The sequence below is a fragment of the Clostridium sp. KNHs216 genome, assembly GCF_006714885.1.
GTDB lineage: Bacteria > Bacillota > Clostridia > Oscillospirales > Acutalibacteraceae > Caproiciproducens.
In genome coordinates, this window is the sequence record NZ_VFMF01000001.1 from 3,294,034 (window position 1) to 3,308,552 (window position 14,519).

15 protein-coding genes are annotated in these 14,519 nt (G+C 52.4%); all 15 read left to right on the plus strand.

Annotated features, from left to right (window positions below):
* The first annotated feature begins 11 nt into the window (after nt 1-11).
* Nucleotides 12-503: an APC family permease gene (locus LY85_RS15765; protein ID WP_141827410.1), complete on the plus strand. Its 492-nt coding sequence runs from the start codon at nt 12-14 to the stop codon at nt 501-503.
* A 140-nt stretch (nt 504-643) separates the two neighbouring features.
* Nucleotides 644-1,129 carry a PTS sugar transporter subunit IIA gene (locus LY85_RS15770; RefSeq protein ID WP_141827411.1) on the plus strand — a complete coding sequence of 162 codons (486 nt, stop codon included), beginning with the start codon at nt 644-646 and terminating at the stop codon, nt 1,127-1,129.
* A 25-nt stretch (nt 1,130-1,154) separates the two neighbouring features.
* On the plus strand, nt 1,155-1,457 hold the full coding sequence (locus LY85_RS15775; protein WP_038322984.1) for a PTS sugar transporter subunit IIB: 303 nt from the start codon (nt 1,155-1,157) through the stop codon (nt 1,455-1,457).
* A gap of 66 nt (nt 1,458-1,523) precedes the next feature.
* Entirely contained in the window at nt 1,524-2,960 is a 1,437-nt protein-coding gene (locus tag LY85_RS15780) for a PTS transporter subunit IIC (protein WP_185741249.1), read from the plus strand.
* Nucleotides 2,961-3,055: 95 nt separating this feature from the next.
* Nucleotides 3,056-4,111 carry a 2-hydroxyacid dehydrogenase gene (locus LY85_RS15785; RefSeq protein WP_141827413.1) on the plus strand — a complete coding sequence of 352 codons (1,056 nt, stop codon included), beginning with the start codon at nt 3,056-3,058 and terminating at the stop codon, nt 4,109-4,111.
* 47 nt (nt 4,112-4,158) lie between these two features.
* Nucleotides 4,159-4,839 (plus strand): L-fuculose-phosphate aldolase, encoded by a 681-nt coding sequence (locus tag LY85_RS15790; protein ID WP_141827414.1) that lies wholly within the window; start codon nt 4,159-4,161, stop codon nt 4,837-4,839.
* Nucleotides 4,840-4,863: 24 nt separating this feature from the next.
* On the plus strand, nt 4,864-5,889 hold the full coding sequence (locus LY85_RS15795) for an alcohol dehydrogenase catalytic domain-containing protein (protein ID WP_141827415.1): 1,026 nt from the start codon (nt 4,864-4,866) through the stop codon (nt 5,887-5,889).
* A 19-nt stretch (nt 5,890-5,908) separates the two neighbouring features.
* Nucleotides 5,909-7,081 carry an iron-containing alcohol dehydrogenase gene (locus LY85_RS15800; protein ID WP_141827416.1) on the plus strand — a complete coding sequence of 391 codons (1,173 nt, stop codon included), beginning with the start codon at nt 5,909-5,911 and terminating at the stop codon, nt 7,079-7,081.
* Between the two features lie 362 nt (nt 7,082-7,443).
* Entirely contained in the window at nt 7,444-8,160 is a 717-nt protein-coding gene (locus LY85_RS15805) for a GntR family transcriptional regulator (protein ID WP_141827417.1), read from the plus strand.
* Nucleotides 8,161-8,215: 55 nt separating this feature from the next.
* A complete protein-coding gene (locus tag LY85_RS15810; protein WP_141827418.1) occupies nt 8,216-9,430 on the plus strand; it encodes a BMP family ABC transporter substrate-binding protein in 1,215 nt (404 codons plus the stop codon).
* A 25-nt stretch (nt 9,431-9,455) separates the two neighbouring features.
* Nucleotides 9,456-10,976, plus strand: coding sequence for an ABC transporter ATP-binding protein (locus LY85_RS15815; protein WP_141827419.1), 1,521 nt, complete (start codon nt 9,456-9,458; stop codon nt 10,974-10,976).
* Between the two features lie 17 nt (nt 10,977-10,993).
* A complete protein-coding gene (locus LY85_RS15820; RefSeq protein WP_141827420.1) occupies nt 10,994-12,082 on the plus strand; it encodes an ABC transporter permease in 1,089 nt (362 codons plus the stop codon).
* Nucleotides 12,083-12,084: 2 nt separating this feature from the next.
* On the plus strand, nt 12,085-12,999 hold the full coding sequence (locus tag LY85_RS15825; RefSeq protein WP_141827421.1) for an ABC transporter permease: 915 nt from the start codon (nt 12,085-12,087) through the stop codon (nt 12,997-12,999).
* Nucleotides 12,992-13,558: an isochorismatase family cysteine hydrolase gene (locus LY85_RS15830; RefSeq protein ID WP_038322999.1), complete on the plus strand. Its 567-nt coding sequence runs from the start codon at nt 12,992-12,994 to the stop codon at nt 13,556-13,558. The genes LY85_RS15825 and LY85_RS15830 overlap by 8 nt, the downstream gene beginning before the upstream one ends.
* On the plus strand, nt 13,558-14,514 hold the full coding sequence (locus tag LY85_RS15835) for a PfkB family carbohydrate kinase (protein WP_141827422.1): 957 nt from the start codon (nt 13,558-13,560) through the stop codon (nt 14,512-14,514). The genes LY85_RS15830 and LY85_RS15835 overlap by 1 nt, the downstream gene beginning before the upstream one ends.
* The last annotated feature ends 5 nt before the right edge of the window (nt 14,515-14,519 follow it).

Below are 14,519 nucleotides of genomic sequence, written 5' to 3' on the forward strand. Positions count from 1 at the left end.
AGGGGTGCCGGATGAAATCGGAAGCCAAAAAGCGCGCGGAAAGCCGGGAAGCGGCAAAAGCGCAGGAGGCGAGAAAGCAAAAGCAAAAAGAACGCGCCGCCGGAAAGGTGGGGGAGGAACCCTGCCTGTACTGTGGAAAGCCGACGCTTTGCAGAAAATATATCATCAATCCGGAGGCGGAGCACGAGCTGCCCTGCTGCAGCGAGGAATGCTTTCATAAGACCGGGCGGTTTGTGAATTACGATACCCGTTTCCGCACGCCGTTTTATATGGTGCTGCTGGTTTTCGTCATCGCAAATCTTCTGCTGTTCTCGTTTCAGCCCGCGACCCGGTGGACTTACCTGCCTTTATTCGGCATGGGGATTGCCGCTTTTGTATGCCCGCTGGTTTTTACCCGGTATGAACGCTACCAGAAATTCGGGATCGAGAAGACGCGGAAGATCATCCGCGTTGTGTCGGCGGCGGTTTCTGCATTTGCGCTGCTGCTGATTATTTGTTACTAAGTGTGCCGGTTTGCACAAAACAGTTCAGCTAATTGCAAAATTAACTGTACAATCTGTGAAAAAACTTGGTCTTTTTTGAACGGATGGAATATGGTATGTTGTAAACAGCGAGATATTCACATCAACTAGTTGAAAGAGAAATGAAAAAGGAGGCGTCTGGAATAGGAGCATTACTGGATGAACGGCTGATCGTTTTGGATGCGGATGTAAACAGCGACGAAGAATGTATCCGGCTGATGGCTACCCGGTTTGAAGAAGCCGGATATGTCAGCCCCGGATACGGAGACGCAGTGATTGAACGGGAAAAGACCCTTCCCACCGGGCTTCCGGGAAAAAAGATCAACCTGGCGATCCCTCATACGAACAACAAGCTGGTGAACAAACCGGCGGTCGGGGTCATTATCCCGAAAAAGCCGGTTGCTTTTCATATGATGGGGGACCGGGAAACCTCGCTGGACTGCGAAGTGATTCTGCCGCTGGTGGTCAAGGATTCCAAGCAGCAGATAGGGATGCTGAAAAAAATCATGAAGATCATTCAAAACAGTGAGCTGTTGGAGAAGCTGAAAAATTCCGGGAGCAAGGCGGAGATTATGGACTGCCTGAGCTCTCTGGAAGACGAATCATAATAAAAACTAAGGGAGGAGAATCTTGATGCGCGCAGTGAAGGTTTTATCGGTATGCGGTTCCGGTACGGTCAGTTCTGCCATGCTGTCGTCCAAACTGGAGGACGTGCTGGCGGAGCACGGCTACAAAATGGAATCTACGGAGGTCGCGCCGGGCGGCGTGGAACTTGCAGTGGCGAACGGAGGCTATGATTTAATCGCCTACACAAGCCCGGTAGACGATATCTACGGAATCCCGGTACTGAATGCGACGGGGTTTCTGGTTGGAATCAATGAAGACGAGTTTGTAGAGGAGCTCCTTGCTGTACTGAGCAAGCTGGATCTGGGTTAAAGCGGCATACGTGGAAGATCCCCTTTTTCAGACAGAAATTACCGTAAAAGAGGAAGGTAAGGAATTATGTTTTTTGCAGTATTGAAAAGTGTATTTGACACCTTTGGCAACTATATCACAGTGCCCCTCATTATTTTTGTGATCTGCAAACTGTTTAAGGCCCCCACCAAAAAAGCGTTTTCTTCCGCCGTGCTGATCGGCGTGGGACTCAAGGGCATGGCTTTCATCACCACCGAATTCGGAGCCGTCCTGTCCCCGCTGGTACAGCAGATCGTAAAAGCGAGCGGGCTGAATCTGCCCGCACTGGACATCGGCTGGCAGGCGGTCGCCTCCGTTGCCTATTCCACGAACATCGGCATGATGTTCATCGGCGTCGGTCTGGTTTTCCAGATCATCCTCTGGCTGATCAAGTGGACCGACATCTTTATGCCGTCCGACCTGTGGAACAACTATTCCATCATCGTCTGGGGCTCCATGCTGTACCAGCTGACGCAAAACCTGGCGATGGCGTTCGCGCTGATGCTCTTTGTCAACCTGGTCACCCTGCTGATTGCGGAGGTCCTGCAGAAGAGATGGTCCACTTATTATCACTATCCTTCCTGTGCAATGACCGCACCGCACCATAACGGCGACGCCCCGATGTATCTTGTTCTGAACATTCTGTTCAGCAAGCTGGGCATGGATAAAATCAAGGCGGACCCCGTTACGATCCGCAAAAAGATCGGCTTCATGGGCGAACCGATGTACATAGGACTGATTGTCGGTATTATTCTGGGTGTAGTCGGCAATATTACCGCGCTGAACAATATGGCGGCCTGGGGACAGGTTGTCAACGTATCCGTGACCTGCTCCGCCGTTATGGCGATCTTCCCGAAGGTTGCCGGGCTGTTTGCCTCCGGATTTACCACTCTGACCGATTATTCCCGCAAAACGCTGAAGAACAGCAAGTACGGGAAAGACCGTGAGTTCATTATCGCCGTCAACGACGCGCTCGGCTACGGCGAGCCGGCCACCCTGACCACCGGACTGCTGGTCATCCCCTTCGCCGTTCTGCTTGCATTCCTCCTCCCGGGCAACGTGGTAATTCCGGTTATGGTTCTTCCCTCTTTGCCATATATGGTGGAAATTCCCGTATGCCTGAGCAACGGCAATATTGTGAAGTCCTGGCTGATGGGCTGCATCGTGTTCGCGGCCAAGATAATGATGGCTTCCTACTGGGCGACCGTCTTTACCCAGGTCGCGGCCGGCGCCGGATTTGAGGCGGCCACTACCGCTCTGGCCGGGGGCACCCTCATCATCGGCTTCATCATGTCCAATTGCACGGCCGGTATCATCACCATGGCCTTCCTGACCATGAACCCGATCATTATCGCCGCGACCGTCGCCGTGTATCTGGTACTGTTTGTCCTGTATAAGAAGAATAAGGGCGCTGTACAGGAATATCTGGAAAAGAATGCTCTGGGCGAAGCGTATGTCGCTCCCCAGCCGGCTGTAAACGCCTGACCCGGAAACTAGTTATGAGAGACTGACGGATAAGCATTCATTTTGCCGCTTTGAAACGGCAGAATGGATGCTTGTTTAAGAAGAAAGGAATTTCTATGAAAATTGTAGTAATCGGTGATATCGTCGTCCCCTGTGAGCTGCTGACAGAGGCGGCGGAGTCCCTGGGTGAACCCGGTCAGAACACGGTCGTTCCGATTGTGTGGCCGGCCGAAACGCGCCAGGAATTTCAAAAGAAAGCACAGAACATAGAAAAGAACGGCCCGACGGCGGAGAAGGTCCCCGAAGAGGTCTACCGTGAAATCGCGGACGCGGACATCCTGCTCACGCATTTCTGCCCGGTTCCGGAGGAGCTCATCGCACAGGGAAAGAAGCTCAGACTCATCGGGACCTGCCGCGGCGGCATGGAGCATGTGGATGTCGCGGCGGCGACCAAATACAACATTCCCGTTATCCACTGCATCCGCAATGCGGAAGCAACCTCGGACTTTGCAATCGGCCTGATGTTCGCGGAAACACGCAATATCGCCCGGGCACACGCCGCGCTCAAACAGGGAGAATGGCGTAAGGAATACGTAAATAACGGCTATACCACCTCCATGTGCGAAATGACGCTGGGTGTGGTCGGCCTTGGACATATCGGCAAGCTGGTCGCCCAAAAGGCCGCAGGAGTGGGCATGAAGGTCATCGCCTACGACCCGTACGTAACGCAGGGGTCCCTGGATGAAACGGGGCTGCCGGTCCGGCTGGTGGAGCAGGAGGAGCTGTTCAGAACAGCGGATATCGTCACGCTGCACCTGCGCCTGACCCCTGAAACAAAAAACAGCGTGGACGGGAAGCTGATCGGCCTGATGAAGCCCACCGCTTATCTCATCAACACCTCCCGCGCCGGTGTGCTGGATAAGGACGCCCTCGTGAAAGCGCTGCAGAATAGGACCATCGGCGGCGCCGCGCTGGACGTGTACTGGGAAGAGCCCATCCCGAAGGACGACGCGCTTCTGGCGCTGGACAATCTGACCATGACGCCGCACAACGCGGGCAACGTGGTGGACGCCCTTCCCAAATCGCCTCTGCTGCTCGCGCGCACCATCAAAGCCTTCTGGGAAACCGGAAAGGGCGATATGGTGGTGAACCTCAGAAATATCAAACGCTGAACCGATTGGCGGGGCTGTTCCCCGCGTATGAAAAGGAGAAATGACTTATGTTGATGGAAAAAGAAAGAAAAGAAATCGCAGAATACGGCCGTAAAATGAGCTCTTCCGGTCTGAGCAAGGGTACCAGCGGCAATATCAGCATTTATGACCCGGAAACCGGCTATATGGCGATCAGCCCTTCCGGTCTCGGATATTTTGACACCGAGCCGGAAGACGTGGTCGTCATGGACCTGAAGGGCAATATTATCGACGGCAGCCGCAAGCCCTCCAGTGAGCACGGCCTTCACACCGTGATGTATCTGAACAAACCGGACGCCCGCGCGGTGGTACATACCCATTCCACCTTCTGCACTACGCTGGCCTGCCTCAACACCCCGCTGAAAGCGGTGCACTACGTCATCGGCGGCGCGGGTGCGGCAACGGTTCCCTGTGCGGAATACGCAACCTTCGGAACACCGGAGCTGGCGGAAAACGTCGCCAGGGCGATCGGTAAAAGCAAAGCCGTTCTGCTGGCGAACCACGGCCTTGTCACCAGCGGCCCAAACCTTGCCAAAGCCTTCGGCCTGGCCGTCAATCTGGAATTCGTAGCCGAAATGCAGTGGAGAGCTTCCTGCATGGGAACCCCCGTTGTGCTGAGCGACGCGGAGATGGATACGGTGATGGAAAGCTTCAAGAGCTACGGCCAGCCGAAAAAAACGGATGAGAAAAAGGACGGAATGGGCTATTAATCTGAAGGACGGGAGAATGGAAAAATGCTGGCTGCCATGCTGTACGGTGTGGAGGATATCCGCATCATGGAAGTGCCGGTCCCGGAAATCGGACCGGGCGAGGTACTGATTCAAAATAAGATTTCAACAACCTGCGGCACCGATGTGAAAAACTTTAAAAGAGGATATCCTCTTTTAAAGCCGCCGCATCCTTACGGACATGAATTTTCCGGCGTGATTGCCGCAGTGGGAAAAGATGTTAAGGGCTTTCACGAGGGCGACCGCGTAGCGGTCCACAACACGGCCCCCTGCAATGAGTGCTATTACTGCAAGAAAGGCCTTTACTCCATGTGCTCCAATATGACGTTTAACCGCGGCAGCTACGCGGAATACGTAAAGGTACCCGAGCCCATCGTGCGCCAGAACATGTTTGTGTTGGACAATTCCGTTTCCCACAAGACCGCTTCCCTGATGGAGCCGTTTTCCTGCGCGGTTTACGGCATTGAGAACTGCCCCGTCCATCTGGGAGACACCGTCGTCGTAAACGGCGCGGGACCCATCGGCCTGATGTTTGCGCGTCTGGCGGTGCTGAAGGGCGCCAAGGTCATTGTAACGGATATGATGGAGAACCGTCTGAAGCTGGCGGAAAAAATGGGGGTCTGGAAAACCTGCAACCTGACCGGTGTGGAAAATCCGGTGGAGGTCATCCGTGAACTGACGGATGAGAAGCGCGGCGCGGACATCGTCATCGAGGCCACGGGCCTGATCGACGTGTGGAAAACCAGCGTGCAGATGGTGCGCAAAGGGGGATTCGTGCTTCTGTTCGGCGGCACAAAATCCGGCAGCGAGCTGACGGTGGACGCCACCCTGCTGCACTACTCGCAGATTACCGTCAAAGGCGTGTTCCACACCACTCCGCGTCATGTCATGACGGCGCTGGAGCTGCTGAAAATGGGTGTGATTTTAAGCGAGGATTATATTCAGAACGAGTACAGGCTGCCGGATCTGGAAAAGGCGATCCGCGAACACGCTTCCGGCAGCGTCATCAAGAACTGTATCGTATACGACTAAAAGGAGTGGGAAAGCAACAATGTATTCAATCAAGCTCGGCTGTGAACATATTTACTGCGGGGAAAACGCGGTGCAGTCCCTGAAGGAACTGTCTGCCGTCCGCAAGCGTGCCTACATTGTCATGAGCGGCACCATCCTTCAGGAACTGGGTCAGCTCAAAATTGTCACGGACGTTCTGGAAGAGGCCGGCTTTACATGGAAGGCCTATACCGATGTGGAGCCTGAGCCCAGCTTTGAAACCGTCAAACGCGGAACCGCGGATATGATGGAATTCGAACCCGACTGGGTGATCGGGTTTGGCGGCGGCTCCGCCATGGACGCCGCGAAAGCCATGTGGGTTTTCTACGAAAATCCGGAGTACCGGGAGCTGGATGACGTGATGCCCCCCAACGAGATCAAAAGCCTCAAGGTAAAGGCGCGCGTGGCCTGTATCCCCACCTCGGCGGGAACCGGCAGCGAGGCGACCCGCGCGGCTCTGATCAAAGATACCGTAAAGAAGAAAAAATACTCGATTCGCTGCCTGAAAGGCCGCATGGTGCCGGATGTCGCCATCCTCGATCCGGCGTTTTCCATGACGATGCCGAAAAGCCTGACGGCCGCTTCCGGGATGGACGCGCTGACCCATGCCATCGAATCCTATGTCACCCCGATCGCCAATCCGTTTTCGGACGGGATGGCAATGGCCGCGTTTATTTACGGATATAAGAATCTGCCCATCTGCTATGAGGACGGAAAAAATGCGGAAGCCAGAGCAAAGATGCTGGAGGCTTCCTGCATGGCCGGTATTGCGTTTTCCAACTGCGCGCTGGGCATCGTACACAGCATTGCCCACACCTTCGGGGCGGAGTACGGCGTGCCGCACGGCCTGGCGAACGCCATTGTGCTTCCGTACGGTCTGCGGTTTAACTCCCGCGACAGCCGCACGCAGGCCCGTTATGACGAGCTGGCCTCCTTCGTGGGGGAAACTTCCCTGCTGGACGGGGTCCTGGCACTGCGCAAACGCATCGACGTGCCTCCATGCATGAAGGATGTTGTGCCCGACGAGCAGGATGTGCTCGGCAAAATCGACATGCTTGTGGAAAAGGCCATGTCCGACGTCTGTACGCCCTTTACTCCCGTAAAGCCTACCACGGAAGAGCTGAAAGCGCTGATCCTGGAGGTCTACTACGGAGAAAAGGGACATCAGGCTTAATCTTCTCAATTGTTTATACGTACTTGCTCATGACGAACGACTTCCAATATTAGAATTCAGCAAAGAACGCCGCTGTCAAGCGGCGTTCTTTGCGTCTGAAATGTTATATAAACAGTCACTCTCAAAACAGAAGCCTATGCGGGGAAACATAGCTTCAGAATATTCCTGGCTGGATTTATCCTGAAAATTTTGATGAGTTTTGCCGAAAGAAATGTTAAATTATACAAAACAAAGTTAAAAAATTCAGCATTTTATAAATATTGACTTTATAAACTCCTCAGGTATAATTAGAACATAGTTCAACTGGTCATGACGACATGACGATATGATTAGGATTGGGAGGGGGTTCTACGGAACAGTCAATGCTGCCAAAGTATTTTATTCTGAAACGCAGTCTCATTGAAAAAATCAATCAGGAAGAATTCAAGGCAAATGAAATGATTCCGAGCGAACGGGAACTGATCGAGATGTATGATGTCAGCCGGATTACCGTGCGCAAGGCCATCGAAGAACTGGTAAATGAAGGGTATCTGTATAAGGTGCAGGGCAAGGGGACATACGTAAAATCTGACGATTACAGTCAGGACCTTATTTCCATTACCAGCTGTACACAGGATGTTATCAATTTGGGAATGACGCCCGGAAGAAAGGTGATATCGGCTTCCGTGATTCAGGCGGACCGGAAAAGGTGCCATACGCTGGAAATCGGGGAAAACGACAAAGTGTTCCGGCTGGAAAGGATTTATTACGCGGATAATGAGCCGATCAACCACACGGAGACATATCTTCCTTATAAATTATTTCCCGGAATTGAGAAATTCGACTTCTCAAGCGATTCCCTGTACAAGGTTCTGGAAGAGCAGTATCACACGAAAATAACGAAGGCCAAGCGATCTGTAGAGGCGATATTGGCAACGGATGAAATCGCCGATTATCTGAATGTGAACCCCGGAATCCCGATCCTGCTTTTCGGCTGCGTTACCTATGGCGTCGTCAACGGCAAGGAAGTTCCCATAGAAAATTTCAAGTGCTGCTACCGCAGCGACAGATTTAAGTTCTACATTAATCAGGTCAAGTGAGTTTTTATTCCGGCGCTCATTAAATTGAAACTTCATTATTAAGGGGAGAATGACAATGAAAAAGACATTGAAAAAAATCCTTTGCCTCGTAATGGCCACGATGATCGGCGCATCCGCCTTGGCTGGATGCGGCAGCAAGGACAGTACGGATCAGGGCAGTCAGGCTGCGTCGGCCTCTTCCACCGTAAAGAGCGACAAGAAAATTGCCATTGTGTGTGATTCCGCGGGACAGAATGACAATGGGTACAATCAGGCCGCCGTCAGCGGTGCCAAGCAGGCCGCGGAAAAGTACGGTATGGAATACAAGGTCGTTGAACCGACCAACGGCGTTTCCTCCGCTCTGGAAGCTCTTGCGGAAGACGGATACAACGTGATCTTCAGTCTGGAATATGACTTCGACGCTTTGATTAAAGGCGTCGGCGGTTCCAAGCCTCTTGCCGAAATGTATCCCGATACGACCTTTGTCGTATTCAATGACAACCCGAATGTAAACGAGGACGGTTCCGTTAAGTATAAAAACGTTATTTCCGTGCTGTTCGACGTACATGAAGGCTCTTTCCTTGCCGGTGCACTGAGTGTCCTGGTAAATGAAAACGCCAAAGTCCTCTTTGCGGATGGCTACAAATTCAAGGACCCGGCTCAGGGCGGCCGCGCACTCGGATTCATCGGCGGAACCAATTCAAACGGCATCACCGTATTTTCCTACGGCTACATCGCCGGTGTGAACTACATGGCGAAGGAACTGGGCGTAAAGTATGACTACTATGCAAAATACGACGCAGGCTTTACCGATTCCGCACTGGGAAGCACGGTAGCCGGTACTTATTACGACAAGGGTGCCAACATTGTTTACGGCGTCGCGGGCGGCGTAGGCGAAGGCATTACCTCCAAAGCGAAGGAAGTCGGAAGGCTGGCGATCCAGGTTGACGCCAACAAAGACGCCCAGCAGCCGGGCTATGTCCTTACCAGCGTGCTGAAAAACACCGATGTCCCGGTCATGACCATCTGCGACGCCCTGGCAACCAGCAAGCTCGCCGGCATGGGAAATCTGCAGTCCTATTCTCTGGCTTCCGGCGCTACCGGCATTACGGATCTGGCTGAAATCAGCAAACACATTGCCACAACCTCCGAGGCACAGGCAAAGTGGAAGGAAATCCAGACCAAGCTGAACGAAATCAAAGAAAAAGTCGGTTCGGACATTAAGGTCGTAAATGCACAGGCCGGCGATAAATTTGACGCTTCTGCCTACCCGAACGTAACCATTAAATAATAAAACGCTGGGGGCGTAAACTGAAATGAGCATGATTCAAACGATTGATCTAACCAAAAAGTTTGGCGATTTCACTGCAAATGATAAGATCAGCATTTCGGTGGAAAAGCAGGAAATTAAGTGTATCGTGGGCGAAAACGGTGCGGGTAAATCCACTTTGATGAATATGCTGTATGGATTGCTGCGTCCCACAGAAGGTAAGATTTTACTTCACGGCAAAGAGGTCGCGATCGGCAGCCCTGTGGATGCCATCGCGCTCGGATTGGGAATGGTGCACCAGCATTTTAAGCTGGTGCCCAGTCTCACTGTTTATGAAAATATCCTTCTCGGCACGGAATTGAAAAAATCGGCCAAATCACCGTTTGTCGATAACAAAACGGAAATCGAAGAGGTCCGGAAGCTGATAGAAAAATATAAATTTGAATTGAATCCTACCGATAAAATCGAGGATATCTCAGTCGGCGGGCGGCAGCGGGTCGAAATCCTCAAAATGCTGTACCGCAACGTGGATATCCTGATCCTTGACGAGCCGACCGCGGTGCTTACCCCGCAGGAAGTGGACGAGCTTTTTGTCAACCTGAAGGAACTGCGCGCACAGGGGAAAACCATTATTGTTATTACCCACAAGCTGCGCGAGGTCATGGAGCTGAGCGACAGCGTGACGGTCATCAAGCAAGGCAAGGTTGTAGGAAACCTGCTTACCAAGGATACTTCGGAAGAGGAGCTGGCCCAGATGATGGTCGGCAGAGATGTCGTACTGACCGTACAGAACACGGCGGAGACCAAAGCGGCAAACGAGGTGGCCTACTGCGTGGAGGATGTCTGTACGATCAATGATTACGGCAAAGAGGTGCTGCACAATATTTCCTTTTCCGTTCATAAGGGAGAAATTCTCGGCGTAGCCGGGGTTGAGGGGAACGGTCAGTCGGAGCTGGTAAAGGTTCTGACCGGAATGATGAAAACAACCTGCGGCAGGGTTTCCATATATGATAAGGACATTACCAATAAATGGCCGGACGAGCTGCGGCACAACGGCGTTGGGATTATCCCCGAGGACCGTTATGCGCAGGGGCTCTGCAGTACGATGAGCATTGCGGAAAACTGTATCGCCGGTTATCACGGCGCTGCGGATGTATGCCGTCTGGGCTTTTACAACAAAAGAAGCGTGTCCGCAAAACGCGACCGCTTCATTAAGGATTTTGACATTCGTGTGGGCGATATCAACGGCAATGTGGGTCAGCTGTCCGGCGGTAACGCGCAGAAGATCATTGTCGCAAGGGAGTTTTCAAGCTCGCCGAGGCTGCTGATAGCCTGTCAGCCGACACGCGGGGTCGATATCGGGTCCATTGAGTTTATCCACAACCAAATTTTGAACTTCCGCAATGCAGGCAACGCGGTGCTGCTGATTTCCAGCGAGCTTTCCGAGGTGATGAGCCTGTCTGACCGGATTATCGTGATGTATAAGGGCGGTATTATCGGAGAAATTTCACCCAGGGAAATCAGCAGTTCGGCGATCGGCCTGCTGATGGCCGGGATTAAAAATTAACAAGGGGGGCATTGATAATGAAAATGATTAATTTTGGAAAACGCCTCCTCAACTCCATACTGCCTGTTTTGTTGGCGTTTGTAATCGGCGGAATCATCATTCTGCTCATTGGTGAAAATCCGGTTGATACATATGGGATTCTGCTGGGGAAATCGCTGTTTACGACGAAGGGCCTTCTGAATACGCTGCACTACGCTTCGCCGCTGATTTTGACCGGTTTGGCGATTGCCATTACGTTTAAGGCCAATATCTTCAACATGGGCGTGGAAGGGCAGATGCTGCTCGGCGCGTTTTTTTCCGGTGTGGCGGGTGCCTATCTGCCTGCTTCCCTGAACCCGGCTGCGGCAAAGCTGATTTGTCTGGCGGTCGGTGTTCTCTGCGGTATTTTGTTCGCTCTGGTTCCGGCGGTTCTGAAGGCATACTTCCATGTGAATGAAATGGTGGTCACCCTGATGCTGAACTACGCGATGATCAAGGTACTGGAGTTCCTTTCCACGGGTGTGTTCCGCGATTACAGCTCCGGCTACGTCTGTACGCCGACCATTCACGACAATGCTATGTTTTCGCGCATCGGAAACTCGAGAATCACCCTGTTTTTCTTTATTGCGGTCGCTGCGTTTCTGGTCATGTATTTTGTTATGAACAAATCCAGACTGGGGTATGAAGTGACGGCGATCGGGAAAAATCCGGAGTTCGCGGAGGCGGCCGGAATGAAGGTCCACCGGAAAATCATGATCCTGATGATCATCAGCGGCGCGCTTTCCGGGCTGGCCGGTTCGGGCTATATGATGAGCGAGCAGTTCAAGTACACCCTGAGCTTTTCGGGAAATCCCGGCCTTGGCTGGGACGGGATGCTGATCGCGCTGCTGGGCGGTCATTCCCCGGTGGGAATCCTGATTGCGGCCGTTTTCTACGCCGCGCTGAAAACCGGTGCGGATCATATCAATCTGTATTCCACTGTTCCAAAGGAAATCGTTTCGGTTATTCAGGGCCTGATCATCCTTTTCCTTGCGGTCAAGTTTGTGGACGAGCATACCGACATCCGGAAAAAATTGTTTGGCAAGAAAACCGGCAAGGCTGAGACGGCCGCCGCCAAGGAGGCATAAGGATGGATATTTTAGGCAACATTTTATACGATACCGTTTATCACAGTGCCCCGATTGTCCTGTGTGTCCTGGGCGGCATATTTGCCTACAAGGCCAATGTGCTGAACATTGCGCTGGAGGGAATGATGCTGATCGGAGCGTTTACTTCGACTCTCTGCGCGTTTCTTACGCATAACGTCGTGCTGGGCATCCTTCTTTCCATGGTATCGGCGTTGATTTTCGGGCTGATTTTTTCCCTGATGGGCGTTACCTTCAAGGGCAATGTTATTATCGTCGGTCTGGCAATCAACCTGCTGACCTCCGCGATCGCCCGGTTTGTTCTGGTGACGATGGATACTTCCAATATTACGCTGAGCTTTCTCAATGTGGCGGATTTCCAGATCCATATTCCCGTGATTGAGAACATTCCCCTGCTCGGCAGGATTCTCAGCGGCCACCCGCTGATCACCTATATCAGCTTTATCGGTATTTTTGTTATGTGGCTTCTGATGTATAAGACGCGGTTCGGTATTTATGTCCGTGTGGTGGGTGAAAACGAGGATGCCGCAAAAAGCATCGGCCTGAAAACCGACTTCTACAAATATGCCGCGGTTCTGATCGGGGCATTGTGCTGTGGCCTTGCGGGCGCGAATCTTTCCACGGAACGGCTGGGGCTGTTTACCAATGACATGACTGCGGGCCGCGGATTCATTGCAATCGCCGCTATCTACTGCGGACAGGGGTCCCCGACTATGTCGTCGCTTTACGCCATCCTGTTTGGTCTGGCGCGTGCGCTGTCCGTGAACCTCAGCATTTATGCCGGTCCGGCTGCGGGACTGTTCGACGTGGTTCCGTATGTCATTATGGTCTGCGTGCTGACGGCGGTTTCCATCGTCAAACGCAAGAACAATAAGATAAGAGGTTTTAAGAATGAATGAAACCGCTCTGATTATCGTGGATATGGTAAAGGATTTCACGGACCCCGACGGACTTGTGTATTATCCGCAGAACCGCGTAATCCTTCCGAAGATTGCGCAGGTTCTGGAAAAATGCCGCGAAAAGGGCAAGCTGATTATCTTTCTGCAGCACTGCAACCGGGTGGGGAAGCCGGATGAAAAAGCCGCTTCCATGCGCCCGAACTGTCTGGAGGGTACCAGCGGAATTGAAATCGACCCGATGCTCAAAGTGGATGAGGAAAAGGATTATGTGATCCGCAAACGCCGCTACAGCGGATTTTTCGGTACGGATCTCGACCTTGTGCTTCGTGAGAACCATATAAAAAACACCGTGATCGTGGGGACCAAGACCAACTGCTGTATCCGTGCCACCGTGACCGACGCCTTTTACCTGAATTATCATCCGATCGTGATCCGTGAATGCGTGGCGACGAATTCGGAGACGGTCAATGAAGTGCATCTTACGGATATCCAAAAATATCTGGGGACGGTTACGGATATGAATACTTTTTTTGAAAAACTGGATAACGGAGAATGGTAATGAAAAAGTACGACTTGATTACGAGCGGATATGTCAGTATGGACCACATGCTGAAAATAAAAACACCCGCAGCCGTCGGTTTTACTTCTTTAATTGAAAATAAAACCAATTCGGAAATTTATTATGGGGGCTGTTCCGTCAACATCGCATACGCGCTGTGCCGGCTTGGAATGAAAGCGATGCCGGTTCTGCGTGTGGGCGAGGACTACCGGAAAATTGGATTTGAAGCCTTTCTTCAGGGCGGCGGCGTCCCGACGGAGGGGATTTCCATGGTGGAGGGCGAAACGACGTCGGTGTGCTATCTGATCCAGGACAATATGGGACAGCACATCACGATCTTTTACCCGGGCGCCATGGACGGCCGGTATTCAAGGTCTCTGGACGACGCGATCTTTGAAGAAGCCGGTATGGGCGTTATTACCGTTGCGTCCCGTCCGGACAATCAGGAATTTTTTCAGAAGTGCAGGAAGCACGACGTACCGGTTGTGTTTGGCATGAAGTCCGATTTCGACGCGTTTCCGGAGCCGTTTCTCAGAGAGCTTCTGCTGAACAGCAAAATCATCTTTACCAACGAGGCGGAGCGCGAAACCATCGAAAAGCTTTTCCAGCTGAACGATATCACAGAGCTGTTTCGCCTCAGCAGCGCGGAGATCATCGTAACGACTTACGGCAAGGAAGGCAGCAAGTATTACCGGCGCACGGAGGACGGTTCGGTGGATACCGCCTGTATCCCCATCTGCGACTGCATCCGTGTGGTCGACACGACCGGTTCCGGCGACGGATATATGGCGGGTTTCCTGTATGCGTACCTGAAGGGCATGCCGATGGCGGACTGCTGCAGAATGGGCAGTACGCTCTCCTCCTTTATCATCGAAAAGGAAGGCTGCTGCACCAACGCGCCTTCACAGGACGCATTGATGAAGCGGTTTGAGAATTTCAAAAAATGTATTTGTTAAGGAGA